Origin of the sequence: Muricoccus radiodurans (assembly GCF_050154705.1) — a bacterium.
In the GTDB taxonomy this organism is placed as follows: Bacteria; Pseudomonadota; Alphaproteobacteria; order Acetobacterales; family Acetobacteraceae; genus Roseomonas; species Roseomonas radiodurans.
Genome location: NZ_CP189561.1, coordinates 5,023,022 through 5,048,788 on the forward strand (window position 1 = coordinate 5,023,022; position 25,767 = coordinate 5,048,788).

General features: G+C 73.3%; 29 protein-coding genes. 9 read left to right on the forward strand and 20 right to left on the reverse strand.

Features of this window, described 5'->3' with window-relative positions; all coding sequences use genetic code 11:
- Window positions 1–250: 250 nt before the first annotated feature.
- Entirely contained in the window at window positions 251–790 is a 540-nt protein-coding gene (locus ACP6CK_RS23320) for a LysR substrate-binding domain-containing protein (protein ID WP_426955714.1), read from the reverse strand.
- Between ACP6CK_RS23320 and ACP6CK_RS23325 the strand changes: the two genes are divergently transcribed.
- Window positions 737–1,246, forward strand: coding sequence for a SidA/IucD/PvdA family monooxygenase (locus tag ACP6CK_RS23325; protein ID WP_426955715.1), 510 nt, complete (start codon window positions 737–739; stop codon window positions 1,244–1,246). The genes ACP6CK_RS23320 and ACP6CK_RS23325 overlap by 54 nt on opposite strands.
- Window positions 1,247–1,610: 364 nt before the next feature.
- Here ACP6CK_RS23325 and ACP6CK_RS23330 read toward each other — a convergent pair whose 3' ends face one another.
- The 4 genes from ACP6CK_RS23330 to ACP6CK_RS23345 all read right to left on the reverse strand — a co-directional run bounded on the left by ACP6CK_RS23330 (window position 1,611) and on the right by ACP6CK_RS23345 (window position 5,556).
- The gene (locus ACP6CK_RS23330; RefSeq protein ID WP_426955716.1) at window positions 1,611–2,378 is read right to left on the reverse strand and encodes a DUF3891 family protein; all 768 of its coding nucleotides are present in this window, start codon (window positions 2,376–2,378) and stop codon (window positions 1,611–1,613) included.
- Complete coding sequence (locus ACP6CK_RS23335) at window positions 2,375–2,647, reverse strand: thiamine pyrophosphate-dependent enzyme (protein ID WP_426955717.1); 273 nt, start codon at window positions 2,645–2,647, stop codon at window positions 2,375–2,377. Before ACP6CK_RS23335 ends, ACP6CK_RS23330 begins: the two co-directional genes overlap by 4 nt.
- Window positions 2,648–2,890: 243 nt before the next feature.
- Entirely contained in the window at window positions 2,891–3,853 is a 963-nt protein-coding gene (locus tag ACP6CK_RS23340; RefSeq protein WP_426955718.1) for a Bug family tripartite tricarboxylate transporter substrate binding protein, read from the reverse strand.
- The gene (locus ACP6CK_RS23345; RefSeq protein ID WP_426955719.1) at window positions 3,850–5,556 is read right to left on the reverse strand and encodes an acyl-CoA dehydrogenase family protein; all 1,707 of its coding nucleotides are present in this window, start codon (window positions 5,554–5,556) and stop codon (window positions 3,850–3,852) included. Before ACP6CK_RS23345 ends, ACP6CK_RS23340 begins: the two co-directional genes overlap by 4 nt.
- A 97-nt stretch (window positions 5,557–5,653) precedes the next feature.
- Here ACP6CK_RS23345 and ACP6CK_RS23350 point away from each other — a divergent pair, with 97 nt between their 5' ends.
- Window positions 5,654–6,535 carry a LysR substrate-binding domain-containing protein gene (locus tag ACP6CK_RS23350; protein ID WP_426955720.1) on the forward strand — a complete coding sequence of 294 codons (882 nt, stop codon included), beginning with the start codon at window positions 5,654–5,656 and terminating at the stop codon, window positions 6,533–6,535.
- An 89-nt stretch (window positions 6,536–6,624) separates the two neighbouring features.
- Here ACP6CK_RS23350 and ACP6CK_RS23355 read toward each other — a convergent pair whose 3' ends face one another.
- The 3 genes from ACP6CK_RS23355 to ACP6CK_RS23365 form a co-directional block, all read right to left on the reverse strand.
- The gene (locus tag ACP6CK_RS23355) at window positions 6,625–8,208 is read right to left on the reverse strand and encodes a GMC family oxidoreductase (RefSeq protein WP_426955721.1); all 1,584 of its coding nucleotides are present in this window, start codon (window positions 8,206–8,208) and stop codon (window positions 6,625–6,627) included.
- Window positions 8,209–8,455: 247 nt separating this feature from the next.
- The gene (locus tag ACP6CK_RS23360) at window positions 8,456–9,619 is read right to left on the reverse strand and encodes a beta-propeller fold lactonase family protein (protein ID WP_426955722.1); all 1,164 of its coding nucleotides are present in this window, start codon (window positions 9,617–9,619) and stop codon (window positions 8,456–8,458) included.
- Window positions 9,620–9,744: 125 nt separating this feature from the next.
- Entirely contained in the window at window positions 9,745–10,308 is a 564-nt protein-coding gene (locus tag ACP6CK_RS23365; RefSeq protein WP_426955723.1) for a transposase, read from the reverse strand.
- Window positions 10,309–10,765: 457 nt separating this feature from the next.
- Between ACP6CK_RS23365 and ACP6CK_RS23370 the strand changes: the two genes are divergently transcribed.
- Window positions 10,766–11,362 (forward strand): PAS domain-containing protein, encoded by a 597-nt coding sequence (locus ACP6CK_RS23370; RefSeq protein ID WP_426955724.1) that lies wholly within the window; start codon window positions 10,766–10,768, stop codon window positions 11,360–11,362.
- Window positions 11,363–11,457: 95 nt separating this feature from the next.
- On the opposite strand, the gene hisA is transcribed toward ACP6CK_RS23370, so the two are convergent.
- From hisA to ACP6CK_RS23400, 6 genes are read right to left on the reverse strand one after another with little or no spacing between them, the layout of a single operon-like run.
- A complete protein-coding gene (hisA, locus tag ACP6CK_RS23375; RefSeq protein WP_426955725.1) occupies window positions 11,458–12,174 on the reverse strand; it encodes a 1-(5-phosphoribosyl)-5-[(5-phosphoribosylamino)methylideneamino]imidazole-4-carboxamide isomerase in 717 nt (238 codons plus the stop codon).
- On the reverse strand, window positions 12,171–12,740 hold the full coding sequence (locus tag ACP6CK_RS23380; protein WP_426955726.1) for an N-acetyltransferase family protein: 570 nt from the start codon (window positions 12,738–12,740) through the stop codon (window positions 12,171–12,173). Before ACP6CK_RS23380 ends, hisA begins: the two co-directional genes overlap by 4 nt.
- A complete protein-coding gene (gene hisH / locus ACP6CK_RS23385; RefSeq protein WP_426955727.1) occupies window positions 12,737–13,384 on the reverse strand; it encodes an imidazole glycerol phosphate synthase subunit HisH in 648 nt (215 codons plus the stop codon). Before hisH ends, ACP6CK_RS23380 begins: the two co-directional genes overlap by 4 nt.
- Window positions 13,381–13,770: a DUF2628 domain-containing protein gene (locus tag ACP6CK_RS23390; protein WP_426955728.1), complete on the reverse strand. Its 390-nt coding sequence runs from the start codon at window positions 13,768–13,770 to the stop codon at window positions 13,381–13,383. The genes hisH and ACP6CK_RS23390 overlap by 4 nt, the downstream gene beginning before the upstream one ends.
- Entirely contained in the window at window positions 13,770–14,384 is a 615-nt protein-coding gene (hisB, locus tag ACP6CK_RS23395; protein WP_426955729.1) for an imidazoleglycerol-phosphate dehydratase HisB, read from the reverse strand. The genes ACP6CK_RS23390 and hisB overlap by 1 nt, the downstream gene beginning before the upstream one ends.
- Before the next feature lie 46 nt (window positions 14,385–14,430).
- Window positions 14,431–15,804 (reverse strand): energy transducer TonB, encoded by a 1,374-nt coding sequence (locus tag ACP6CK_RS23400; protein ID WP_426955730.1) that lies wholly within the window; start codon window positions 15,802–15,804, stop codon window positions 14,431–14,433.
- On the opposite strand from ACP6CK_RS23400, the gene hslV reads away from it, so the two are divergent.
- A complete protein-coding gene (gene hslV / locus ACP6CK_RS23405) occupies window positions 15,803–16,366 on the forward strand; it encodes an ATP-dependent protease subunit HslV (RefSeq protein WP_426955731.1) in 564 nt (187 codons plus the stop codon). The genes ACP6CK_RS23400 and hslV overlap by 2 nt on opposite strands.
- A gap of 260 nt (window positions 16,367–16,626) precedes the next feature.
- Here hslV and ACP6CK_RS23410 read toward each other — a convergent pair whose 3' ends face one another.
- Window positions 16,627–17,796: an MFS transporter gene (locus ACP6CK_RS23410; RefSeq protein WP_426955732.1), complete on the reverse strand. Its 1,170-nt coding sequence runs from the start codon at window positions 17,794–17,796 to the stop codon at window positions 16,627–16,629.
- A 122-nt stretch (window positions 17,797–17,918) separates the two neighbouring features.
- Between ACP6CK_RS23410 and ACP6CK_RS23415 the strand changes: the two genes are divergently transcribed.
- Window positions 17,919–18,260, forward strand: coding sequence for an ArsR/SmtB family transcription factor (locus tag ACP6CK_RS23415; RefSeq protein WP_426955733.1), 342 nt, complete (start codon window positions 17,919–17,921; stop codon window positions 18,258–18,260).
- A 145-nt stretch (window positions 18,261–18,405) separates the two neighbouring features.
- Entirely contained in the window at window positions 18,406–19,719 is a 1,314-nt protein-coding gene (gene hslU, locus ACP6CK_RS23420; protein WP_426955734.1) for an ATP-dependent protease ATPase subunit HslU, read from the forward strand.
- A 39-nt stretch (window positions 19,720–19,758) separates the two neighbouring features.
- Here hslU and msrB read toward each other — a convergent pair whose 3' ends face one another.
- From msrB to ACP6CK_RS23440, 4 genes are all read right to left on the reverse strand, one after another.
- Window positions 19,759–20,157 carry a peptide-methionine (R)-S-oxide reductase MsrB gene (gene msrB, locus ACP6CK_RS23425; RefSeq protein WP_426955735.1) on the reverse strand — a complete coding sequence of 133 codons (399 nt, stop codon included), beginning with the start codon at window positions 20,155–20,157 and terminating at the stop codon, window positions 19,759–19,761.
- Between the two features lie 124 nt (window positions 20,158–20,281).
- Window positions 20,282–20,785, reverse strand: a complete 504-nt coding sequence (gene secB / locus ACP6CK_RS23430; RefSeq protein ID WP_426955736.1) for a protein-export chaperone SecB — start codon at window positions 20,783–20,785, stop codon at window positions 20,282–20,284.
- Window positions 20,786–20,876: 91 nt separating this feature from the next.
- Window positions 20,877–21,104, reverse strand: a complete 228-nt coding sequence (locus tag ACP6CK_RS23435) for a DUF1127 domain-containing protein (RefSeq protein WP_426955737.1) — start codon at window positions 21,102–21,104, stop codon at window positions 20,877–20,879.
- Between the two features lie 119 nt (window positions 21,105–21,223).
- Window positions 21,224–21,781 carry a histidine phosphatase family protein gene (locus ACP6CK_RS23440; RefSeq protein ID WP_426955738.1) on the reverse strand — a complete coding sequence of 186 codons (558 nt, stop codon included), beginning with the start codon at window positions 21,779–21,781 and terminating at the stop codon, window positions 21,224–21,226.
- A 195-nt stretch (window positions 21,782–21,976) separates the two neighbouring features.
- Between ACP6CK_RS23440 and ACP6CK_RS23445 the strand changes: the two genes are divergently transcribed.
- Together ACP6CK_RS23445 and ACP6CK_RS23450 are read left to right on the forward strand one after the other, a co-directional pair.
- Window positions 21,977–22,624 carry a Tim44/TimA family putative adaptor protein gene (locus ACP6CK_RS23445; protein WP_426955739.1) on the forward strand — a complete coding sequence of 216 codons (648 nt, stop codon included), beginning with the start codon at window positions 21,977–21,979 and terminating at the stop codon, window positions 22,622–22,624.
- An 11-nt stretch (window positions 22,625–22,635) separates the two neighbouring features.
- Complete coding sequence (locus ACP6CK_RS23450; RefSeq protein ID WP_426955740.1) at window positions 22,636–23,838, forward strand: MltA domain-containing protein; 1,203 nt, start codon at window positions 22,636–22,638, stop codon at window positions 23,836–23,838.
- Window positions 23,839–23,992: 154 nt separating this feature from the next.
- Here the strand turns inward: ACP6CK_RS23450 and ACP6CK_RS23455 are convergent, their stop codons facing one another.
- Window positions 23,993–24,970 carry a hydroxyacid dehydrogenase gene (locus ACP6CK_RS23455; protein WP_426955741.1) on the reverse strand — a complete coding sequence of 326 codons (978 nt, stop codon included), beginning with the start codon at window positions 24,968–24,970 and terminating at the stop codon, window positions 23,993–23,995.
- 15 nt (window positions 24,971–24,985) lie between these two features.
- On the opposite strand from ACP6CK_RS23455, the gene ACP6CK_RS23460 reads away from it, so the two are divergent.
- Entirely contained in the window at window positions 24,986–25,765 is a 780-nt protein-coding gene (locus ACP6CK_RS23460) for an aldolase/citrate lyase family protein (protein WP_426955742.1), read from the forward strand.
- Window positions 25,766–25,767 lie beyond the last annotated feature (2 nt).

Below are 25,767 nucleotides of genomic sequence, written 5' to 3' on the forward strand. Positions count from 1 at the left end.
CTGCCTTAGGACGGCAGCCTCTTGTCCGGCCCATACACCCGCCGCCTCCTGGCGTGCCGACCTTCGGAGCGAGGCGCCATTCACGCCGCCGCCACGACCCCACCTCCTCCCGCGCAGCGCGACGGACCATGGCGACGAAGTGCCGCATGGCCGCCGAAGGGGCATCGCGCTGGGTCGCGGTGGACAGGAAGGCTTGGGGCTGAACAGGGCCGCGGAGCGGTCGGAACACCACGCCGTCCATCGTCATGCGTTACATCGATGCCCTCACCAAGGTCACCCCGAGCCCACTCGCGACGAGGCTCAAGGCCGAGATGACCCGTGGCGCCTCCTGGCCGAGGCAGGGGCTGAACCCTGCCCGTGCGCAGGCCGCCAGCGTGGCCTCGAACAGCGCCGGCCCCTGCTGCCGTGCAGAGACGATGAAGGTCTCCGCCCGGAGGCGCCCGAGCGGGACGGCGCCCTCGCGCGGCCCGGGCCGCGCGAGGGCGTGCGCCGAGGGCAGGGCCACCACCATCGGCTCATCCAGCAGGAGATGCACATCCAGCCCCTCAGGCGGAGGGATCGCCGCGCGGGGGAAGGCCACACCGAGGTTCCCCGCCGCAGGCTGCCGACGAGCTCGGCCCTTCAGGCATTCCTCCATGCTCACGGAAACCAACGGAGAGGCCTCGCGGAAGCGCCTGATCATGCGCGGCACGAAGGAATGGAATGACCCGCTGGGTGGCAGGCCGATAACTGGACGATGCGCCTGCCTGGCCACGCCGCTCAGGGCGCTGATCGCGATGGCTTCATGCACCGTGACGGCGTCGTCGGATTCATCCCCGCCTGCGCGGTCCGGATCGCTGTGCCGGTCCGATGCGGCGTCCACGTCACCACCCTTCGGTTAACCGACCGCGGACGTTTCCGGGTGGAGGCCGGCCCGATGACGTTGGAAGCGACCAACGTCGTGGTCACGACCGGACCGTATCAGTGCCCGCGCATCCCGGAAGCGGCCGCAGGCATGCCATCCGGCATCCGCCAGATCATCGAGAACCGCTACATGAACCCGTCGGAACTCCCGCCGGGAGGCGTTCTCGTGGTGGGCTCTGGTGGCTCGGGCTGCCAGATCGTCAAGGAGCGGCTGCTGCACCCTCGGTCCGTGGACCTGTCGCTGCGTGGCCGTCGACGCGTCCCGGCACGCTACAGGGGCCGCGCCCGGAAATGCGGGAGCCAGAAGCCCTGGACTTGCGCCAAGCCGGCATCAGCACCGTGATCTGGGCGCTGGGCTACAGCGATGATCTCGGATGGATCGAATGCCCGGTGCTCGACGACTAGGGAGCACCTCTACATCGCCGCGGCTTCACGGAGGTGCCAGGGCTCTACTTTCTCGGACTGCCGAGGCGGCACAAGGTGAAGTCGGCATTCCCGTGGGGCGCTGACGAGGATGCAGCCGACATCGCGGATCTCATCGGCGATCGAGCCTCACGGTCCATTCGGACATGCCCCGAGGGGTAAGCGGCGGTGCTGCGTGATGCGCATCGAGAGCGGACGTTCCGCTCTCGGCCGTCAGAGGTCGTCGCGGCGTCACGACCGGCATGGGCTGCCAGATTGCCGAAAGCGACACGGGACGTGATCCGTCAGCCAGGGACCAGGGTTTCGGCCAGCGTGCTCCAGGCTGCACCCCGCAGGTCGCCGCGCATCGTCTCCTCGTCGGTCCAGCGGGTTTCGGCAGGGAGCCGGATCGCCTCGCAACGGACCGTCAGGGCGCTGTCGCGGAAGGGCCAGGGGTCGAGCGACCAGCGGCATGTCCCCTGCCGCACGAGCCTCATCTTGCGGGTGCTGCCATCCTCCATCGGGGCCTCCCCGGCCTTGTCCGGATCGGCGAAACAGAGGGCGAGGGAGAGAGCGTCCGTCACCGCGATCAGGGCGGAGTTCCGCTCCACCTGATCATGAGCCACGCCGAGCTTGGCGATCCAGTCGGCCTGGAGCGCGGCCTCCTTCGCGGCGTTGCGGTCGATCGCGGCCTGATCGTCCGCCGGCAGGCGCTCCGGCCGCATGTACTGCGTGTAGATCCGCGTGCCGTGCAGGGAGATGAGCAGGGCAGGCCAGAGGCCCCAGGCGGCACGGGCCACCTCCACGCCTCGCGCCCACATGGGGGCATGAACCGCGGCGCCGAGCCCGGTGAAGGCGTGCGGCAAGCCCGTCTCCGGGTCGAGCGTCGGGGCCGTCTCCCAGGGCAGCCAGGCGATGTCGTGCTGCTCGGCGGCGAGGATGACCTCGGGGGCAGGTTCCGGCCGCGCGAAGCCCGGAGCGCCCCAGGCCGCCATCATCTGGCCCGAGAGCAGGGCGTGGGAGGGCTGGGGAACGAGGAGGCGGGTGCCGTCCTCCGGGCGTCGCAGGATCATGCTGCGTCAACGTGCGAAGGGTGTCTCTCGACGGAATCAATCCACGGTGCGTGGTGCTTTGCCATCGGGGCATGCGGGCCAGGCCAGCGCCACATGGCACACCGCCCCGGATCGGACCTTGCAGGTGCCAAGAACGTGGACAGGGACGAGGATGTGAAATCGTCGGCCGACTGCTTCCAGCGGATCATGTCGTAGGCGCCCTCGTCGAGCACGAGCACGACGAGGTTCAGTCCGAGCCGGACGGCTGTCTCCATCTCCTGGCTGTTCATCACGAATCCGCCGTCGCCGCAGAGGGCGAGCACCCTGCGCCCGGGTTGAGCAGGGCGGCCATGATGGCGGATGGCAGGCCCGCGCCCATCGTCGCGAGGTCGTTGTCGAGGAGGCGCGTGTTCGCGACCGTCGTGCGATAGTTCCGCGCGAACCACGCGGCCCCTGACGGCGCCAGAAAGAACGCGGGTTCGAGCGGCGCGGCGGGTTCGATCGCCCGCCGGAGGGCCTGACGGACTTGTCCGTCAATCGGTGCGAACGTTCGCCTCCCGGATCACGGCGCTCCAGCGTCCCGCCTCCTCGGCCATGAGGGCGGTCAGGGCTTCGGGCGTCAGGGTGGGGGCGATCTGCATGCCCTGGCTCTCGAGGAACTCTCGCGTGGCGGGCTGGGCGACGACGGCGGCGAAGGCGGCGCGCAGCCGCTCCCGCGCCGGCGCCGGGGTCTGCGCCGCGACGACGAGGCCGAAGAAGACCGAGGCGTCGTATCCCGGCAGCCCCTGCTCCGCGACGGTCGGCAGGTCCGGCAGCACGGCGGAGCGCTCCAGCGTCGTGATCCCCAGCGCCCGCGCCCGGCCGCCCTGGACATGGGGCAGGGCGGTCAGCACATCGGTGAAGACCATCGCGATATGTCCGGCCAGCAGGTCGTTCAGCGCGGGGCCGGTGCCGCGATAGGGGATATGCTCGAAGCCCGTGCCGGCCATCTTGTTGAACAGCGCGCCCGCGAGGTGCGAGGAGGCGCCGTTTCCGGAGGAGCCGAAGGACAGGCGCTCCCGCCCTCCGAGGGCGATCAGCTCCTGCACGGTCCGGGCGGGGATGTTGGCGTTCACCGCGAGCACGTTCGGGATGCGGCCGAGCGGCGCGATCGGCGCGAAGTCACGCACGGGGTCGTAGGACTGGTTCGGGAAGAGCGACTTGTTGATCGCCAGCGGGCCGGAGGTGCCGAAGAGGATGGTGGCGCCGTCCGCGGGGGCGCGGGCGACGAATTCGGCGCCGATGTTGCCGCCGGCGCCGGCCCGGTTCTCCACCACCACGGTGTGGCCGAGCGCCTCGCCGAGGCTCTGGGCCAGCCGGCGGGCGATGAGGTCCGTGGGGCCGCCCGGGGCGAAGGGGACGACGAGGGTCACCGGCCGCGCCACCGGCTGCGCGCGGACGAGGCCGGCAGGGGCGGAGAGCGCGGCGGCGGCGAGCAGGGTGCGGCGGGTGGTCATGCGAGGGCTTCCTGATGGGCGCCGGGATCGGGCAGCAGGGTGGCGAGGTCCGCGGCCTCCGGGGCGGAGGGATTGAGCGGGTCGCGCGGCAGCACGCGGTGGCGCAGCACGAGCCGTGCGATCGCCAGCCGGTGCGGCAGCCCGGCCCGCGCCGCTTCCCACGCCAGGGCGGCCGCCGAGGTGACGTGGTAGAGCGCGGAGGCGGCTTGGCGCGCGAGGGAGGGATCGGCCTGCGCCGCCGCGGCCAGCGCCAGGGCCCGGTCCAGGGCGGGCGCGGCGTCCGGCAGGGCATCGCCGTTGCCGAGCAGCGCGCGGACGTGCCCCGCGAGGACGGGAAGGGATCCCTCTCGCGTGGCCGCGCGCAGGACGTCGAGCGCCACGATGTTGCTCGTCCCCTCCCAGATGCTGCCGAGATGGGCGTCGCGCAGCAGCCGGGCGTCCGACCACTCCTCGATGTAGCCGCAGCCGCCGCGCACCTCCATCGCGTCGCCGGTCACGCGGCGGGCGTCGCGGCAGGCGCGGAACTTGATGAGCGGCGTCAGGATCCGGAGCAGCGGGTATGCGTCCTGCTCCCCGGCGTCGGAGCGGCGCAGGGCCTCGGCGGTCTGGAACATCATCGACCGCGCCTGCTCCGCCGGGACCAGCATCTTCGCGAGCTGGCGGCGCATCAGCGGCAACTCGACCAGCCGCTTGCCGAAGGCCATGCGCCGGTGGGCGATGAACAGCGCCTCCGTCACGGCCCGCCGCATCATCCCCGCCGCTCGCACGCCGTTCGAGAGGCGGGAGTTGTTCACCATGTCGGCCATCTGGCGGAAGCCGGCCTCGGGCTCCCCGACCAGCCAGGCGAGGGCGCCGTTCATCGCTACCTCGCCGCTCGCCATGGAGCGGGTGCCGAGCTTGCCCTTCAGCCGGACGATGCGGTGGTGGTTCGGCGTGCCGTCCGGCAGGGTGCGCGGCAACAGGAAGAGGGAGACGCCCTTCAGCCCGGGCGGCCCGCCCTCCCGCCGCGCCAGCACCATGGCGAGCGCCGCATCGGGGTTGGAGCAGAACCACTTGTCGCCGGAGAGCGACCAGGTGCCGTCCTCGTTCGGTGCGGCGCGGACCACGGTGGCGGAGATGTCGGAGCCCGCGCCCTGCTCCGTCATGAACATCGCGCCCTGGTGCAGCGCGTCCAGGTCCTGGCTCGTCAGCGCGGGGAGGTAGCGGCCCACGAGGGACGGGGCGCCGAACTTGCGCAGCGTGCGCGTGAGGCTGTCGGTCATGCTGACGGGGCAGCAGAGGCCGAACTCCGCCTGCACGAAGAGGTAGGTCAGGAGGTATTTGGCCGCGGGCGGCATGGGCGCGTCCCAGCCCAGGACGCCGCCGCGATGGGAGAGCGCGGCGAGGCCGAACTCTCCGAAGGCCAGCCGCTCCATCTCGCGGTAGGCCGGGTGATACTCGATCGACTGGAGGTCCTCGCCCCGGCGCGTGCGGGGGCGGAGGACGGGCGGGTTGTGGTCCGCCGTCGTCGCCAGCGCGTCCAGCGCGCCGCCGGCCAGCCCGCCCAGTCGGTCGAGATGGGGCGCGAGATGCGCGGCCAGATCCGGCGGCAGGTAGAGCGCGGCGAGCCGGGCCAGGTCGGGGTCCGCGCGGAACAGGTTGAGGCCCGCGCTGTCCGGGATGGCGGCGGCGCCCGCGGGTGGGCCCGGGGGGCGGACATGCATGGCGATTCCTCCGGCGTTCTGGCCGGGAGGAAGCGGCGTCGGAAGCCGGGCCGCAATCGATTTGTTCGGCCCTCGCGTTGACCCATACTCAACGCCCATGACCTACCGGCGCCTGCCCTCGCTGGTCGCGCTGCGCAGCTTCGAGGCAGCGGCGCGCCACCTCAGCGTCACACGCGCCGCGGGGGAACTCGCCGTCACGCCCGGCGCGGTCAGCCGCGGCGTCCGGGCGCTGGAGGAGGAGCTCGGCACGGCGTTGTTCCTGCGCAGCGCGGCAGGCCTCACCCTGACGCCCGCCGGCTCCGCCCTCTTCACCGCGGCGCGGGAGGCGCTGGACCGGATCGCCGTCGGCGTGGCCGCGATGCGGCAGGCGGCGCCGCGGCGACGGCTGGTGCTCGGAGCCTACGCGCTCTTCGCCAGCCGGTGGCTCATCCCCCGCTGGAACCGGCTGCGGGAGCGTCATCCGTCGCTGGAGATCGAGTTGCAGACGAGCGCCGACCCGCTGGAACTGGTCCCCGGTGCCTTCGACGCGGTGATCGCGGTGTCGGACGGGCGGCCGCGGCCGGGCCTGATGATGCTGCCCCTGGTGCCGATCGCGATGGTGCCGGTCTGCGCCCCGCGCCTGGTCGGGACGGGCGGCTTCACCTGGCAGGGCAAGACGCTGCTGCATTCGCGGCAGCGGCCGCAGGACTGGGAGCGCTGGTTCTCCGCGGCCGGGATCACCGGGGTGGACGCCGCGGCCGGCAGCACCTTCGAGAGCATCGGCCTTGCCATCGATGCCGCGGCGGGCGGGCTGGGCGTCGCGCTCGCGATCCGGGCGCTGCTGGACCAGGACCTCGTCGCGCGGCGGGTGGTGATGCCGGTGGAGTTCATCCGTCCGACCTCCCGCAGCTTCACCCTGCTCCACGACATCGAGCGGGTCGGCGATCCCACGTTGGGAGCGCTGCGCGACTGGTTGGCGGAGGAGGCGGGGAGCCGCTGAGCAGGGCCGCCGGGCGCGATGACGCCGTGCGACGTCCCCTGCCTTTGCGGCCCAAGTGGTCTGCCGCGTTGTGTGGAGAACGACGTGCGTCATCCCGGTGGGGCCGGCGGAGATGCCTGGATGAGGCGCGCGGCCTTCTCGCCGATCATGACGCAGGTGAAGTGCAGGTTGGCGCGGCAGTCCGTCGGCATGATGGAGGCGTCGGCGACGCGGAGGCCGCTCACGCCGCGGACCTTCAGCTCGGGGTCCACCACGCCGCGCGGGTCCTCGTGGACGGTCATGCGGCAGGTGCCGGCGGCGTGCTGGATGTCGCCGGCCTCCTGCAGCATCACGGCATCCAGCTCGTCGTCGGGGAGGGCGGCGGCCTCCGACATGGTGAGGACCGTCTCGCCGAAGGTGATGGCGTCGGCGATGGACGTGATCGGGTCCAGCGCGCAGAGGCGGGCGAGGCGGCGGACGCCGTCGCGCATCCGCAGGCGGTCGGCGGGGTGGTCGAGCATGTTCTCCTCGACCACGGGCTGGGCCTCGGGATTGGGGGAGGTCAGGCGCACCTCGCCGCGGGAGAAGGCGTCGTAGAGGGCGATGCCGATGCCGCCGTTCGGGGCGACGGCGCCTTCCTCGGCGAGGCCGCGGTGGTTGTAGGCGACGAGGATCATGTCGCGCTCCCCACCGCCGCCGAGGCGGCTGCTGTAGGTCACGCAGAGGTTGGTGTGACGGGCATCCGGTCCGTCGGCGCGGAAGCCGGGCCGCAGGGCGAGGCTGGCGCGCAGGATGGGGTGGTCCATGAAGTGCTGCCCGACCGAGGACTGGTCATGCAGGACGGGGATGCCGAGCGCCTTCAGCGCGGCGGCAGGGCCGATGCCGCTGCGCATCAGCAGGCCGGGGCTGTGGATGGCGCCGGCGGAGAGCACGACCTCCCTCGCGGCGATCTCCTGCCATTCGCCGGCGCCGAAGCGGACGCGGACGCCGCGGGTGCGGGTCCCGTCGAAAAGGACGCGGTCCACCATCGCCGCGCCGCGGATCTCGAGGTTCGGGCGGCCGCGGGCGGGCTCGAGGTAGCCGTCATTGGTGGTGACGCGCACGCCGTTCCGCAGGTTGATGGGGTTGCAGGAGACGCCCTCTCCCTCCGGGGCGTTCAGGTCGGGCTTGTCCGGGTAGCCGGCCATCCGGGCGGCGTCGCGCAGGGCCTTGTCCACGGCGCCCCAGCGGTCCTCCGGCATGCGGAAGACGGGAAGCGGGCCGCCCTGGCGGCGGCCTTGGGTGCCGAAATCCGCGTCGTCCTCGATGAGGTCAAAGAGGGGCATCACGTCGGCGGCGGACCAGCCCTCGCAACCGGCCTCGGCCCAGGCGTCGAAGGCGGCGGGGACGCCGCGGATGGCGATCTGCGCGTTGACGGTGGAGGAGCCGCCGAGCGCGCGGCCGCGCCAGTAGAACTTCGGCTGCTGCGCCCTGGTACGGCGGGTCATCAGGCCGGGCCACTGCCATTCGGCCTGGTGCCGGGGGTCGTGCATGAAGGGGATGATGTTCGGGCTGCGCAGCGCGGCGGGGGCCTGCGCGGCGCGCCAGTCGCGGCCGGCTTCCAGCAGGAGGACGCGGCGGGACGGATCTTCCGACAGGCGCGCGGCGAGGGCGGCGCCGGCCGATCCGGCACCGACCACGATGACATCGAACATGGAGGCGCGGCTCCTCGGGGCAGGCGGGACGGGGCCCGTGCGGGGAAGGGAGGCGCGAGCATAGCGGCGGGGCTTGCCGCGTGTCAGGCGGGTGAGCCGTGCTGTCCTTGTGGTGATGGAGCGGCGTTTGGCGTTCCGCGGAGGGGCCGCGCGGGATCGGGACAGGGTGCCGAGAGCGCGTGGCCGGGTGACGCCGGGGCGGCCGGTGCCGCGGAACCGGTGGTTCCGCGGCGTTTCCGTTCCGGGGTCAGCGGGGCGCGACAAAGGCGGTGGCGAGCGCGGCGGGGCCGCCGCTGACGGGGATGCGATCCCCGGTGTCGCGCAGCGTGTCGCCCTCGATCCGGTACACGCCGATGGTGCGGTCGGCCATGTTGCCGATCAGGAGCGTGCCGCCGTCGCGGGAGAAGGCCATGCCCTGCACCCAGTCGCCGGCGAAGGCCTCCGACACCACGCGGACGCGGTTGTTCTCGATCCGCAGGAGCTTCACCTGGGCGCGGCCGCGCAGCGGGTCGCCGGTGGGGCGGCCGGTGCCGTTATGCACCACGGCGACGGCGTGGATGCCGTCCGGGCTGGCCAGCACGCCCTCGGCCGTGGTGCCGACGGTCGCGACGTCCACGGTGTGGAAGGGTTCCCGCGAGATGTCGATGAGGCTGACGCTGTCGAGGTCGCCGGTGTTGTTGGCGGAGCGGCCGACATTGCCGACGATGGCCCAGCCGCCCTGCGGGGGGATGGAGAGGCTGTAGGGGCGGACGCCCGCGGTGATGTCGCGGTCGAGCTTCGTCACCGTCTCCCCCTCGATCCGGAGGACGGAGATGATGCTGTCATTGTCCCGCGTGACGAGGGCGTGGCGGCCGTCCGGCGTGAACTGCACGTGGGAGACGCCGGTGTTGGCGGGGCCGACCGTGACGGTGCCGATCACGGAGACCGCGCCCTCGCGGATGCGGAGCACGCTGACGGTGCCGGCGTTGCGGTTGGCCACGAGGGCGAGCGTGCCGGCCTGGTTGATCGAGACGCCGGAGGGGCCGAGGCCGACTTCCAGCGTGGCGGCGACGCGGGGCGGGGTGGCGCGCAGGTCGATGACCGAGAGGCGGTTGTCCGGGATCGTCCGGCTGGCGTCGGCGGGGTCCAGCTTCTCGGCCGAGGTGGCGAGGGCGAGGCGCTCGTCGGGCGTGACCGCGACCGAGCTGGGCGGGCCGACGACGGAGTGCGGCGCCTGCACCTCCGCCACCACGCGGGGGCGCGGGCCGGAGATGTCCAGGATGGAGACGGTGTCCGGCGGCGGGTTCGGGACGAGGGTGTTGACGCCGCCGACGAGGGTTCGCTTGCCATCATTGCCGGAGACCACGACCTGGGCGACGGCCTGCACGGCGCAGAGCGCCAGCGCGGCGCCCGCGAGGATGCCTGGACGCATTCGATGTTTCCTTCCCCGGGGCTCTGCGCCCCCGGGAAGTGTCGGCCCGGCCTCGCAACGGGTGCAAGCGCGGAATGCGGGCCCTTCGGTGGGCGTCCGGTCCGGCGGGAAGCCGCGCGCACGGGTTACACGGGGATGAGGGAGCGGGGGATGCGCCTTCGGCCCGCGGCGGCGCGCATGAGCCAGTCCGCGGCGCGCGTCAGGCGGGCGAAATCCGGCCCGTTCGGCGTGCGGTAGAGGGCGAAGATGTAACGCATGACGGTTGCGGACAAATCCGGGTCCGGGAGGAACCAGGGCGGTCCGGGGAGGGCTTTGTTGAGGCCGAGGCGGCGGGCGAGGACGATCGCCTTGAGGCCGATGACCCGCGCGGCGCGGCGGTGGGCGGCGCAGATCCAGTCGGCGATGGCGGTCAGCGCGCGCGGGCAGTCGGGGGAGGCGATGCGCCGGAGGAGGCGCGTCCAGAGGCCGGCATGGGCGAGGCGGCGGAAGTGGCGGGCGAGGGTGGCGGTGCGGCAGAGGTCCGTGGAGGCATGGGACCAGCGCGTGTTGCCGGCGGCGATGCGGAAGAGGGCGTCGATGCGGAGCCGGAGGTCGGGGATGGGGCGGCCGGGGCCGATGAGGCGGAGATGGGGGGAGAGGGCGGACCACTCGGCGTCCGAGAGAGGGGACCAGGGGCGGGAGGGGGTCATGGGCGGGGACCTTTGCGCTCACCCGATCATATCTGACTATATTCCTAATCACCAGCGGTTTTCGGGGCGTGCCCCGTCAGGGCGTGCGAGAGACGCCGAGGACGGGCGGTTTCGGCACGCGTCGTGGCGCGGCCGTATCATCTTCGCAACTGTTCGGGCTCGGGCTGCGTTTCCGGACCCTGGCTGGGCACGAGGTCATGGCCGAAAGAGGCGATCGGACCGCAGGTCGAGACAGCCTCCTGTTCCCGCGGACGAATTGCATCCCGAGCAAATCCGAGGCAGCAACGGCGCCGGCGATTCCAAGGCGGGAAACGCGTGAGCGACATCAGGGCATGAAGCATTTCCGTGCGTCCGCCTCCATTCCCGTCGATGACGGCTGGGCAACAACGCTCTTCGGCCTATCTGTCACGATGGCGAAGCGAAAAGAACGACCTGGGCGAGGCTAGAGGAGACGGGCATGCCCTTCGCGATCGGACAGCCGAACCCCAACTTCCTGTCGGACGCGCTTTCGGCCTCCAATGTCGGCGTGTGGCAATGGGACGTCGCAGGGGACTGCATGCGGATCGATGCGACCTGCGCCGCCCTCTTCGGAATTCCCGTGCGCCTCGCCGAGCAATGCCTTCCCCTCCAGGCCGCGACGGATGCGATCCATCCGCATGATCTGCCCGCCTTCCAGCATCAGCTCACGAGTGTCATCTCGCGCGGGGGCCTGTTCGTCGCCGAGTACCGGACCTGTCCCTCTCCGACCGATACGCGCTGGGTCCTGGCGCGCGGCCGCTTCGAGATCGACGCGGATGGATCCCTGTTGCATGGGCGCGGGATCGTCATCGACATCACGGACAGCAAGAGGGACGGGCCCCTGGAGGAGCAGGCGGTCTTCCTTTCCATGCGCAACGAGGGCGAGCTGAGCCCGCTCGTCCGCGCGACCGACAAGGCCATCTCGTCCTACCAAGAACTGGAGCAGATGGGCGTGGACGGCGAGAGCCTGCGCGCGCTCGCCCGTCCTCTCCTCGTGGCGCTCGGGCGCGAGCTCGCGAAGTCCACGCGTCGGTGAGAGGCCGATCTCCAGCCTCACGCGAGACATCGCGATGAGGACGGGAGCTGGGGGCGGGGCCGCCGGAAGCGCTACTGCGAACGCGCCTTCCCCGATTACCCGCGCAGCGCCTCTTCCGCCGTGAGCCGCCCGTCGTAGAGGGCGCGGCCGATGATGACGCCGGCGATGCGGCCGTCGGCGCGCAGGGCCTGGAGGTCGGCGGGGCCGGCGACGCCGCCGCTGGCGATGACGGGGGTGGTCAGGCGCGCGGCGAGGGCGGACGTGGCGGCGACGTTGACGCCGCCGAGCATGCCGTCTCGTTCGATGTCGGTGTGGATGATCGCGGCGGCGCCGGCGTCCTCGAAGCGGAGGGCGAGGTCGAGGGCGGTCATGGAGCCGGTCTCGGCCCAGCCCTCGGTCGCGACGAAGCCGTCGCGGGCGTCGATGCCGATGGCGACGCGGCCCGGATGGGCGCGGCAGGCGGCGCGGGCGAAGTCCGGGTCCTTGGCGGCGGCGGAGCCGAGGATGACGCGGGTGATGCCCTCGGCGAGCCAGGATTCGAGGGTCTTCATGTCGCGGATACCGCCGCCGAGCTGCACGGGGCGGGTGGTGGCGGCGAGGATGGCGCGGACGGCTTCCGCGTTGGCGGGGCGGCCGGCGAAGGCGCCGTCCAGGTCCACGACATGGAGCCAAGGGAAGCCGGCCTCGTCGAAGGCGGCGGCCTGGGTGGCGGGGTCGCCGTAGATCGTGGCCTGGGCCATGTCGCCGCGGCGGAGGCGGACGACCTTCCCCTCCTTCAGGTCGATGGCGGGGTAGGGGATGAAGGGGGTCACCGGGTCCAGAGCTTCTCGTTCGGGCGGCCGCGCTGGGGGTCCAGGGCCTTGAAGTAGTGGTGGCCGGCGACAGTGCGGCCGTCCACGCGGGCATAGGCGGGGTGGGTGCCCCAGCGGGTGTAGCCGAGGCCCTCGAACAGGGCGATGGCGGTGGCCTGGGTTTCCCGGACGTCGAGGTTCAGGACGCGGTGGCCGAGGGCGGCGGCGCGCTCCTCGACCCTGGAGACGAGGAGGCGGGCAAGGCCGTGGCCGCGGGCATAGGGGGCGATGTAGGCGTGGGTGAGCTGGGCGGACCAGGCCTGCGCCTCGTTGTTGCGGGCGGGGCGGACGAGCTGGGCGGAGCCGACGATGTGGTCGTCCAGGCGGGCGACGAAGAGCTCGCGCTCCGGCACCAACAGGACGCCGCGGAAGTGGCGGGTCAGCGCCTCCCGTTCCTGGGCGGCGAGCCAGCCGAAGCCGCCGCCCTCGGCGATGGCGGCGTTCGTCGCCTCGCAGAGGTCGGCCATATCGGCATCGGAAAGATGGGTGACGCGCTCGACCGAGAGGGCGTGGGCTTCGGTGCTCATGGGGCCCAGCGGAGGAAGTTGCGGAGGATGCGCAGGCCGACGGGGCCGGACTTCTCCACGTGGAACTGGGTGCCGGCGAGGTTGTCGCGGCCGACGACGGCGGTGACGGGGCCGCCATAGGCGGTGGTGGCGAGGAGTTCGGCCTTGTTCCCGCCGCGCAGCGCGTAGGAGTGGACGAAGTAAGCGTGGCTCTCGGCCGGCAGGCCCTCCAGCAGGGGGTGGGGGCGGGTCGGGGCGAGGGCGTTCCAGCCCATCTGCGGGAGGGGGAGGGGCGTGTCGTCCTCCCGCGGGTCCATGGGGGCGATCTCCCCCTCGATCCAGGCGAGGCCGGGCGTGGTGCCGTGTTCCAGGCCGCGCTCGGCCATGAGCTGCATGCCCACGCAGATGCCGAGGAAGGGACGGGCCTTCTCGATCACCGATTCCTGCAGGGCGTCCTTCATGTCGGGCAGGGCATCGAGGCCGCGGGCGCAGGCGGCGAAGGCGCCCTGTCCCGGGAGGACGATGCGGTCGGCGGCGCGGACGTCCCTGGCGTCCGTGGTCACCGTGAGGTCGAGGGGGAGGCCTTCCTCCTGCGCCGCGCGCTCGAAGGCGCGGCGGACGGAGGCGAGGTTGCCGGAGCCGGGATCGATGACGGCGAGCTTCACCGGATGGCTCCGCGGGCGAGGGCGGGCTTGGCGGTCAGCAGGCGGAGCAGGGCGTCGTCGCGGTCATTGCCGACGACCACGCCGTGATGGGCGAAGCCGCGGCGGCGGAGGGTCCAGCGCTGGAGGTCGCGGGCGTGCCAGCCGAGGAGGAGGTGGAGGGCGAGCATCGCGTAGGACGGGGCGTTGCTGGGCAGATTTTCCATGTTGGCGCCGATCGCGCCGAGCAGGACCGCGACCAGCGCGATGTAGCCGATCAGGGCGAGCCAGAGACCGCGGGCGAGCAGCCAGAGGGGGCCGAGGAGGAAGGCCCAGACGGAGAAACCTTCCCGCACCAGGCGGGTGCGGGGCTGGTCGTCGGTGCGGGCGTGGACGGTGAAGACGCGCATCAGGCCTCCAGCATCCCCTTGGTGGAGGGGATGGCGCCGGGCGTGCGCGGGTCGGGCTCGACGGCGGCGCGGAGGGCGCGGGCGAAGGCCTTGAACAGGCCCTCCGCGATGTGGTGGGCGTTGGTGCCGGCGCGGGCCATGAGGTGAACGGTCATCGCGGAGTTCATGGCGAGGGCGCGGAAGAACTCCTCGAAGAGTTCGGTGTCCATCTCGCCGATCTTGTCGCGCGCGAAGGTCGCGGACCAGGCGAGGAAGGGGCGGCCGGAGATGTCGATGGCGCATTCAGCCAGCGCCTCGTCCATCGGGACGACGGCGTGGCCGTAGCGGCGGATGCCGCGCTTGTCCGCCAGGGCCCGCCGGATGGCCTGGCCGAGGACGATACCGACGTCTTCGGTGGTGTGGTGGAAGTCGATGTGCAGGTCGCCCTCCGCCCGGACGGTCAGGTCGCAGAGGGAGTGGCGGGCGAGCGCGGTCAGCATGTGGTCGAGGAAGCCAATGCCCGTGGAGATGTCGGAGCGGCCGGTGCCGTCCAGGTCCAGGGTCAGGTGGATGCGGGTCTCGCTCGTGTCCCGGGCGATCTCGGCGCGGCGGGTCGGGGCGGGGGCGGCGTCCATGGGGGGGATTTAGACCCGCGGGGCGGCGGCGGCCAGGAGGTGGGGGTCAGTTCCGGCGGAGGATGTAGTTGATCGTCAGGTCGATCTCGGCGCTGTCGCCCTGGGTGCCGGGGGGGAAGGCCGGCAGGGTCTGGCCGCGCAACAGGGCCTGGGCGCCGGTGTCGAGCCAGATGGAGCCGGAGCGGCCGATGAGCTGCACGGGGCCGACCCGGCCGTCGCGGGTGACGGTGAAGCGGACCACGGCGGTGCCGTCCTCCCCGGCGCGGGCGGCCTGCTCGGGGTAATAGCCGTGGCGCTCCAGCCAGGCGCGGAAGGCGGCGCGCCAGTCGGCGCCGAGCGAGGCGCCGCGGATGCGGATCTGCTGGTTGGGCGCGGAGAAGGTGGAGAGAGCGGGCGTCATCCGGCCCGGTGGCGTGGCCGCGGAGTCCAGCGCGCGGGGCGACGGCGTGGCCGGGCTGAAGCTGGGCGCGCGACTGAGATCGAGCGTGCCGGCGAAGGGCGAGGGCGGCTGCGCGGGCGCGCGGGGGGCGGCGGCCGCGACGGCGCGGCGCTCGGGCGGTGGGGGCGGCGCGGGCGGCGGGGGGAGCGGGAGCTCGGCGGTGTCCTGCGGCTCCTCGGGCTGGGGCTGCGGAACGGGCACCGCCTCCTCCCGCACCGGGGGCGGCGGGGTGGGTGTCGGCAGGCGCGGCACCGCGGGCAGGGCGAGGCGGATGGGCGGCACCGGCTCGGCCGGGCCGGGGCGCGTGGCGCCGGAGGGCGGCGGCATGAAGGGCAGGTCCAGCTCCGGCAGGCGCGGGGGGTCGGGCTGGCGGGGCGCGGCGGGGGCCGGCGGCGCCTCCGCGACCCGGGGCAGGGCCGGCGAGGGTGCGGGCGGCGGGCGCGAGGCCTCGGCGGTGCGCGGCAGAGCGGGGGGGGGAGGCGGGGGGGCCTCGGCCATGCGCGGCGGGGGTGGCGCAGGCGGCGGCGGCGGGGCGGGTGGTGCCTCGGCCACGGGGGGCGGGGGCGCGGGGGGCACGGGCGGGGCGGGCAGGGACGGGGGCGTCGGCAGGGCCTCCGCGGCCGGGGGCGGCGCGGGCGGAGGCGGCGGGGCCTCGGCCGCCATGCCCTCGGTCACGGCGCTCTCGGTGCCGCCCTCGAACACCACGTCCATGGAGGGGGGCGGCAGGGGCTCGGGCACGCCGCGGCCGGCCGGGGTGAAGAACAGCCACCAGGCCGCGGCGAGGTGGAGAAGGAGGGAGGCGGCCGCGGCGACCGCCTGCCACCGCGGGGCCAGCGCGCGCGTGCGGCCGGGCCGGTTGGGCCGGCCGGTGAAGCGGACAAGGCGCGGCGGGGGCATGGCACCCGCGAAACCGGGCTGGGGCGCCGCGCGTTCCGACCGATTGCGCCCGGGGGGCCGGATCGCCACATCGGCGCGCATCATGACCCTTTCCCAGACTTCACAACACGATCCGCTCGGGTGGCACGGCACCACCATCCTCTGTGTCCGCAAGGACGGGCAGGTGGCGATGGCCGGAGACGGCCAAGTGTCCATGGGCCAGACCGTCGTCAAGAACAATGCCCGGAAGGTCCGCCGCATCGCCGGTGGGCGCGTCATCACCGGCTTCGCGGGCGCGACCGCCGACGCCTTCACCCTGTTGGAGCGGCTGGAGGCGAAGCTGGAGCGCTTCCCCGACCAGCTGGAGCGCGCGGCGGTGGAGCTGGCGAAGGACTGGCGGACCGACCGCTACCTGCGCCGCCTGGAGGCGCTGCTGGCGGTGGCGGACAAGGACCGCTCCCTGCTGATCACCGGCCAGGGCGACGTCATGGAGCCGGAGGACGGCGTGATCGGCATCGGATCGGGCGGGAACTACGCGCTGGCGGCGGCCCGGGCGCTGATGACGGTGGACGGGCTGTCGGCCGAGGAGATCGCGCGGCGCTCCATGACCATCGCGGGTGATATCTGCGTCTACACGAACGGGCGGTTCGTGTTGGAGACGCTGTAAGCGTTCCGGCAGGAAGGCCGGGGGAAAGAAATCCCCCGGACCCCCTTCTCTTTTTGTCAGGCTGCCGCGGACGGCGGAGACGTTGTCGCGCCTCGGGTCGAGGACCCGAGGCGAGGCAAGTGTCCGCGCGGGCTGATCCGAGGTCGTCTGCCCGCTGCGCAGGCGGGCTCCGCCTTCCGCGGCAGCCTGACAGAAGAAGATGAGTGGGGGTCCGGGGGAGAGAATTCCTTCTCTCCCCCGGAGTCACCGCCCCGGCCGACCTAGGCCAGGGCGAGGCGTCGACCGATCCCGGCGCGCCAGATGAGCAGCGCGCCGATGGCGGCGAGCGCGCCGGCCGCGAAGCCGAGCTCCCGCAGCCCGCCGGCGCCGATCACGAGGCTGCCGACGAGCGCGCCGCCCGAGGTGCCGAAGTAGGTGGCCGCCGCGTTCAGGGAGAGCAGCACCGGCGCGAGCGGCGGCTCCAGCGCGACGAGCCGCGCCTGCTGCACGGGCGGGAAGCACCAGCCGGCGGCGCCCATCACCACCAGGAGCCCCATGACCACCGGCGCGGCCGTGGCCGGGGCGAGTCCTTCCACCGCGAGGGAGATGCCGATCACGGTGGCCGCGAGGATGGCGGTGGAGAGGATCAGGAATCGGCGGGGGTCGGTGCGGTCCGCGGCCCAGCCGCCGATCGTGACGCCCAGCAATCCGCCGAGGCCGGAGAGGAGCAGGCCGAGGGCGGTGCCCTGCCCGCCGAAGCCGAGCAGGGTCTGCAGGAAGGGGGCAAGATAGGCGAAGAGGGAGAAGGCGCCCGCGAAGGTGACGACCGTCTGGAGCAGCAGGGCCAGCACCGCCGGCCGGCCCGCGACGGAGAGCCGGTCCCGCAGGCTCGCGGCGCGGCTGCCGGCCAGGCGCGGCAGGGCGAGCAGGATCCCGGCCGCGGAGAGCGCCGCGAGGATCGCGACGGCCACGAAGGCGGCGCGCCAGCCGAAGCGATCGCCGATGAGGGTGCCGAGCGGCGCGCCGAGCACCGTGGACATGGTCAGGCCGCCGACGACGAGGGCGAGGGCCCGCCCATGCATCGGCGGCGGCACCAGGGCGAGGGCGGCGGCGCCGGCGGCGGGCACGAAGAGGGCGGCGGCGAGGGCGGCGACGATGCGGGTGGCCATCACCGCCGCGTAGTTCGGCGCGAAGGCCCCGGCGAGGGAGGCGACCACGTAGGTGGCCATGGCGAGGGTGAGGGTCCGGCGCCGCTCGAATCCGGCCGTCGCCGCGGCGAGCACGGGGGAGGCGAGGGCGTAGGTGAGCGCGTAGGCCAGGATCAGGTGGCCGGCGGCCGGGACGCCGACGCCGAGGTCCGCCGCGATGGGCGGCAACAGGCCGGACAGGGTGAAGGTGCCGGTGCCCACGGCGAAGGTGCCGAGGGCGAGCCAGAGAAGGGCGGGAGGCATGGGAGTGCCTTGTTCAAGGACTTTTGGACTATTCACCCGTGGTCCGGACCTGTCAATGAGTTCGAAGGTTATTGAACTTTGCCTTGGGTTCGGCTTGCGGGACGGCTATGTGTGGTTCCCCGATGCCGCGAACCCCTGCCCATCCCGATGCCGCGCAGATCGACCTGTCCGCCGTGCTGGACGCGCTGCGCGATCCGGTGCGGCGCGCCATCGTCGTGATGCTGGACGAGCGGGGCGAGAAGCGCTGCGCGTCCTTCGTTCACGTCGCCTCGAAGACGAACCTCACCTATCACCTGTCGCGGCTGCGGGAGGCCGGGCTGGTGCGGGTGCGGCCGGAGGGCACGGTCCGGATCATCAGCCTGCGACGCGAGGAGTTGCAGGCGCGCTTCCCCGGGCTGCTGGACGCCGTGCTGGAGAGCGCGCGGCGGGAGCCGCGGCTGAGCGAGCGGCTGGCGCCGGCCTGACCGGCCCGCGTCCTTTGCCGGATCGTGCCGCCGGTCTGATCCGTCCGGGGCGCATGCTGCGGAGCGGTTGCGGGCTTCCTATATCACCTTCATGACACCGCTCGACTCTGCCGCAACAGGCGGCTCGGCCCCCCAGGACCCCCGCATGGAATCCGTGAACCTCTCTCCGCGCGAGATCGTGTCGGAGCTGGACCGCTACATCGTCGGCCAGCACGACGCGAAGCGCGCCGTGGCCATCGCGCTGCGCAACCGCTGGCGCCGGCAGCAGCTGCCGGACGGGCTGCGCGACGAGGTGGTGCCGAAGAACATCCTCATGATCGGCCCGACCGGCTGCGGCAAGACGGAGATCGCGCGCCGGCTGGCTCGGCTGGCCAACGCGCCCTTCCTGAAGGTCGAGGCGACGAAGTTCACCGAGGTCGGCTATGTCGGCCGCGACGTGGAGAGCATCGTCCGCGATCTGGTCGAGGCCTCCATCGTCCAGATGCGGGAGACCGCGCGGAAGGAGGTGCAGGCGAAGGCGGAGCTGAACGCGGAGGAGCGGATCGTGACCGCCCTTGTCGGCGAGCACGCTTCCGGCGAGACGCGGATGAAGTTCCGCAAGATGCTGCGCGAGGGGCAGCTGGAGTCCAAGGAGGTCGAGGTGCAGGTGGCCGAGCAGGCCACGCCGATCGGCGCCATGGACATCCCCGGCATGCCGCCGGGGGCCGCGAACATCCAGGAGATGATGGGCAAGATGTTCGGCGGGCGGCAGAAGGCCCGCAAGATGTCGGTGTCCGAGGCGCGGCACGCCCTGCAGCGCGACGAGGCGGACAAGCTGCTGGATGGGGAGAAGCTGACGCGGGATGCGGTGCATCACGCGGAGAACCACGGCATCGTCTTCATCGACGAGATCGACAAGGTCTGCGCGCGCACGAGCGAGGGCGGCTTCCGCGGCGGCGACGTGAGCCGCGAGGGCGTGCAGCGCGACCTGCTGCCGCTGATCGAGGGCACGACGGTCAACACGAAGCACGGGCCGGTGAAGACGGATCATATCCTTTTCATCGCGTCCGGCGCCTTCCACATGGCAAAGCCCGCCGACCTACTGCCGGAGCTGCAGGGGCGCCTGCCGATCCGCGTGGAGCTGAAGGGCCTGACGCGCGACGACTTCCGCCGCATCCTGACGGAGCCGGAGCACGCGCTGACCGCGCAGTACGTGGCGCTGATGCGGACGGAGGGCGTGGCGCTGGACTTCGCGCCCGATGCGGTGGACGCGATCGCGGAGCTGGCGGCGGACATCAACGACCGGGTGGAGAATATCGGGGCGCGGCGGCTGTCCACCGTGCTGGAGAAGCTGCTGGAAGAGGTGTCCTTCACGGCCTCGGACCGCGCGGGCGAGAGCGTGCAGGTGGATGCGTCCTATGTGCGGGAGCGCGTCGCGCCGCTCGCGTCCAGCACGGACCTCTCGCGGTTCATTCTCTGATGGTGTCCCCGGGGAGGCTCTGCCTCCCCGGACCCCGTATCAGTCGGGGGTGAAGGTCAGGGCGACGCCGTTGATGCAGTAGCGCTGGCCGGTCGGCGGCGGGCCGTCGTCGAAGACATGGCCGAGATGGCTGCCGCAGCGGGCGCAATGAACCTCGGTCCGCACCATGCCGTAGGAGCGGTCGATCGTGGTCTCGACGGCGCCGGGGGCGGGCGTGTCGAAGCTGGGCCAGCCGGTGCCGCTCTCGAACTTGCCGCCGGATTCGAACAGCACCTGGCCGCAGCCGGCACAGGCGAAGCGGCCCTGGCGCTTCTCCCGCAACAGGGCGCAGCTGCCCGGCGCCTCGGTGCCGTGCTGCCGCATCACCGCGTACTGCTCGGGTGTCAGCAGGCGCTGCCATTCGGCGTCGCTGCGGGTCACGGGATAGGGTTCGGGCAAGCTGGGTCCTCCTCGCGCGGTCGTCTCCGCACGAAGTGGTGTCGCGTTCCCCAAGGGCAAAGCGTCGGGGAGGGGAGGCCCGGGGGGAAGGCGGCGCCCTCCCCCCGGAGCCACCCGCGTAGCCTCAGGCCAGCAGCGTTCCGGACGGCGCACCGGAGGGCTGGCCGCGGCGGGCCTGCCAGAGGGCGACGAAGTCGATCGGGGTCAGCAGGACGGGCATGAAGCCGCCATCGCGCGTCACATCCGCCAGGATGTTGCGGGCGAAGGGGAAGAGCAGGCGCGGGCATTCCACCAGCAGCACCGGCTCCAGCACGTCCTGCGCCACGTTCACGGTGAAGATGCCGCAGTAGACGAGCTCGGCGATGAAGGCGGTCGTCTCACCGGACTTCGCGTCGCAGCGGATCTGGAGCGCGACCTCGAAGGTGTTGCCGCCGTCCTGCAGGGGGCGGGCCTGGACGTCGAGGGCGATGTCCACGCGGGGCTGCTCGCGGAGTTGCGTGAAGACCTCCGGGGCGCCTGGCACCTCGAAGGAGAGATCCTTCACGTACTGGGCGTTCACCACCAGCGGACCCTGCTGGGGGGCGGCGCCGGGGCCGGGCTGGCCGTTGGGGGGCGGGAAATCGGACATCGAAGGGCCTGGGTCTTGTTGGGCGCGGCGGGGTAGCACGGCCCGCCGCGCGAGTCGCTAGGGCATGCTGGGCCCCGGTGGCCTCCGCCGGTCAGGCCCGGGCCGGGCGGGAGCGGATCGTGGCGACCGGCCCGTCCGGGGCGGCCCCGGGCGGGGCGGCGAAGGGAGTGCCGAGGGCGAGGTCGGTCCGGGTGAGGCCGATGTCGCGGAGCATGCGGTCATCGAGTCCGGCCAGGTCGCGCCGGTCCGCGGCCCAGCGAAGGGCGCGGGCGGTCCAGGGCTCGTTCCGGGGGCCTGGGCGGGACGGGAGGGATGACATCGGGGAGCTCCGGGGTTCTGGTCCCTGGAGGTTCCCCGGATTTCGCGGTCCGATGCTGCGAGGCGGGCCGAAGCGTTCCCGCGGCCGGGCGCCGCGATCCCGGGCCGATGCGGCCGGCGCTAGCCGTGGTGCCAGTTCACCGCCTCGGGGCCTTCCTCGGTGGGGTCGCAGCGGATCCACTGGCCGTTCATCACGGAGCGGCCCGTCAGGGAGAGGATGAAGCCCCAGTGGGAGACCACGACGGTGTGGGGCCAGTCCGGGCGGTCCCGCATCTCTCCGCGGAACTGGCGGGCGCGGGCGAGGATGGCGTCCGTCGGCTCCTCCTCCTGCGGCCACCAGACGGTGTCCACATGGTCGAAGTCGTGGTCGGGCCATTCGGCCCGGAGCGCGTGGGTCGGGCTGCCGATGTCGCAGGCGAAGGCGAAGCGCTCCCGCACCAGGGGCTGGACATGGACAGGCAGGTTCAGGCGGCGGGCCAGCGGCGCCGCGGTCTGGAGCGCGCGGGTGTAGGGGGAGGCGAGGATGCGGCGGATGTCCTCCCCGGCGAGGGCCTCGGCAGCGGCCTCGGCCTGCTCGTGGCCGAGGGGGGTGAGACGCGGGTCCTCGATCCCCGGGTCCCTCCGGGTGGCGGAGAAGTGGAGGTTGAACTCGCTCTGGCCATGGCGCAGCAGGATCATCGGCGGGCTCCCATCCCAGCGGGGTAACGGGCGCGCGGGGCCGAGGCAATCGGCAAGGGCGCGATCGGGAGGGGCGCAACGGCCCGGGCGCGGGGCCGTTCCCCTGGGGCGGTGCGCCGATCGGACCGCGCCGGACCCGGACGCATTGCGGTCCGGGCCGTCCGCCCCTAACTCTGCGGTTCCAAGGAGTGTGCGATGACGGGCGGCTTCCCGCTTGACCTGATCCTGTTCGGGATGATCGCGGCCTTCCTGGTCCTGCGCCTGCGCAGCGTCCTGGGCCGCCGGACCGGATTCGAGCGCCCGCCGGCCGACCGCCCTGTGGCGGTGCCGCCGGTGATGGGGCCGGCCGATGCCGTCGCGCCCGTGACGCGCCGCGGGGTGCCGGATTCGCGCGGGCCGGTGGGCCAGGCGCTGGCCCGCATCCGCGGCACGGACCCGAACTTCGATCCCGCCGCCTTCCTGAACGGGGCGGAGGGCGCCTTCCGCATGATCGTGGAGGGCTTCGCCGCCGGGAACCGGCCGCTGCTGCGGGACCTGCTGTCCGACGACACCTATGCCGGGTTCGAGGGCGCGATCACCGAGCGCGAGTCCAAGGGCGAGCGGCAGCGGACCGAGATCCGCGAGATCCGGGACGCCACGATCGAGGCGGCGGATCTGCGCGGGACGGTGGCCGATGTGACGGTGCGCTTCGTCTCGGACCAGGTGAACCTGACGACGGATGCCACGGGCAAGCCGGTGGCCGGCGCCGACGCGGTGACCGAGCTGACGGATATCTGGACCTTCCAGCGGGATCTGCGTTCCAGCGACCCGACCTGGAAGCTGGTGGGAACCCGCTCCGCCTGAACGGGGCGACCGTGACGCGCCTTCGGGGCGCCGCGCTGGCGGCGCTGGTCCTTGTGGCCGGCTGTGCGGCGGAGCCGCCCAAGCCGGCGGACGCGCCGCCCAACGCGCTGCTGGAACAGCCGCCGCCGCAGCCGACGCCGGCGCCGCCGGTTGTCGCGGCGCCGCCTTCCGCTCCCGTGCCGCCCCGGACCGCCGTGGAGCTTCGTACCCTGCCGGGCTGGCGCACGGACCGGGTGACCGAGGTGCTGCCGGCTTTCCGGGCGGCCTGTATCGCGCTCTCCACCGCCCGGCCGGCGCCGCCGGAGGCCGCGGCCCTGGCGCCGGCCTGCGCTGCCACGTCGCGGTTGCGGCTGAGGCCGCAGGACGAGGCGCCGCTCCGGGCCGTGCTCCAGCGCCATTTCGTGGCGGAGGCGGTGCCGGAAGAGGGGCTGATCACCGGGTATTACGAGCCGACGCTGCGGGTTTCGGCGGAGCGGACGGCGGCGTTTTCCCAGCCGCTGCTCGCCGGGCCGGCATCCGGGGTGCCGGACCGGGCGGCGGTGAACGCGGCCGCGGCGGCCGGAGAGGACCTGCCCGCCCCCGTGCTGGCCTGGGCGGACCCGGTGGACGCCTTCTTCCTGGAGATCCAGGGATCGGGCCGGGCGATGTTCCCGGATGGGACGGTGCGGCGGGTCGGCTATGCCGGGCAGAACGGGCGGACCTATGTCCCGGTGGGGCGCGTGCTGGTGGAGCGCGGGATCATGCGGCGGGAGGAGGTCTCGCTCCAGACCATCCGGGCCTGGATGCGCTCGGCGGGGCCGGAGGCGGCGCGGGAGCTGATGGAGCGGAACCCGGCCGTGGTGCTCTTCCGCTGGCGGGACGACCTGCCGCCAGAGGGCGGCCCGGCGGGGTCGCTGGGGACGCAGCTGGTGCCGTTGCGGAACGTGGCCGTGGATCGGAGCCGGACGGCGCTCGGGCTGCCGATGTGGGTGTCCACGCAGCATCCGATCACGGGGCGGCCGCTGCAGCGGATGGTGGTGGCGGCCGACACGGGCGGGGCGATCCGCGGGGCGGCCCGTGTGGACATGTTCTGGGGCTGGGAAGGCGGCGCCGAGCCGGCCGCTGGGCGGATGCGGGAGACCGGGCAGGTGTGGGTGCTGCGGCCGCGCCGGGCGGATGAGCCGGAGCCGCCGCCGGAGCGTGTGGCGCCGGTACGCCGGCGCGGGCGGCGGTAGGGGGCTGGTGGCCCCGGGAAGGGCTCTGCCCTCCCCGGACCCCACCCGCCAGGGGGCGAACGCGCCCCCTGGACCCGCGCCAAATCGATCGCGGGGGCCGGGGGCCACGTCTGGCTCCCGGTGGAGGAGCTGGGAGGCAACGCCTCCCAGGGCTTCAGGCCGCGCGGCGGCGGTCCCAGACCTCCGGCTGAACGAGATGCGCCGGGGGACGGCCGGCCAGGACCTCCAGGATGCCGTCGGCGCATTGCAGGGCGGTCTCGCGCAGCGCGTCGTCCGTGGCGCCGCCGAGATGCGGGGCGAGGACGGCGCGCGGCTCGGCCAGCAGGGGTTCGTCGGCGGGCGGAGGCTCTGCGGCGAAGACGTCCACGCCGGCGCCGGCGATCCGGCCGTCCCGCAGGGCGGCGGCGAGGGCGGCGGTGTCCACCAGCTCGCCGCGGGCGGTGTTCACGAGGATGGCGTGCGGGCGCATCCGGGCGATCTGCGCGGCGCCGATGGTGTGGCGCGTGTCCCCGCGCAGCGGGCGGTGGAGGGAGACGACATCGGCGGCGTCCAGCAACGCGTCGAGGCTGTCGGCGCGCGCGGCGCCGGCCTCGGCCAGCGCGGCGTCCTCCGCGCGCGGGGACCAGACGAGGAGGCGCATGCCGAAGCCGTGGCGGCCGATGGCGGCAGTGAGGCGGCCGATGGTGCCGAAACCGACGAGGCCGAGGGTCTTGCCGTGCAGTTCCGCCATGCCGGGGTCGTAGCGCATGGACCAATCACCGCGGCGCACCGCGGCATCCGCCTGCACGACGCGCCGCGCGGCGGCGAGGGCGAGGGCGAAGACCTGTTCCGCGACGGAGCGCGCGTTCGCCGTGGGCGTGAAGAGCACGGGAATGTTCAGCGCGTCGGCGCGGCGCAGATCGATCTTGTTCGTGCCGACGCCGTGGTTCGCAATGATGCGGAGCGAGGTGGCAGCATCGATCGCCGCGGTGTCGAGGCCGGCGTTGCGGGTGATGACGGCCTCGCAGCCCACGATCTCCCGTGCGACGCTCGCCATGTCGGGCGACGTGGCCATGCGCGGCTCCACGCCGCCGGCGCGAAGGCGATCGAGACCGGCGGGATGCACGGGCTGGACGATCAGGCAGGTGGGCATGGAGGCGGGTTTCCCTTGAGGTTCGAGAATCGGCTGCGGGCGCGGATGGCGGCCGGCGAGGTGGCGCTGGTGGCGACGGTCGCGCTGGGCCGCACGGGCGATACGGCGCGGCTGCTGGCGGTGGCGGGGTTCGACGTGATGGTGATCGACCGGGAGCACAACCTGATCCCGGAGGAGGCCTGCGCGGAGATGCTGATGGCGGCGCTGGAGACCGGAATCACGCCGCTGGTACGGCTGCCCGATGCGGCGCCGGGGCCGATCGGGCAGGCGCTGTCCGCCGGGGCGCTGGGCGTCGTGATCCCGCGCGTGGAGGATGCGGTCACGGCGGAAGCGGTGGTTCGCGCCGCGACCTTTCCGCCGGGCGGACGCCGGCCGGTGCCGCCGGTGTTTCCGCATTTCCGGCGCGTGCCGGTGGGACAGGCGGAGGCGACGGCGCGGTTGGCGGCGGAGACGGCCGTTGTGGTCATCATCGAGACGGCAGCGGCGGTGGCGGCGGCGGATGCGATCGCGGCGGTGCCGGGCGTGGACGTGCTGTTCCTCGGCGCGTCCGACCTGATGGCCGATCTCGGGACGCCGGGGGCGAAGGAGTCGCCGGCGCTGTGGCAGGCGGCGGAGGCGGTGGTGGCCGCGTGCCGGCGGCACGGGAAGGTGCCGGGCATGGGCGGCATTCCGGATGAGGCGGCGATGGCGCGGGCGGCGGGCATGGGGGTGCGATACATCTCTGCCGCGCATGACGCGACGCTGTTGCAGGCAGCGGCGACGGAGCGCGTGCGGAAGTTACGGGGTGGTTCGTGAAG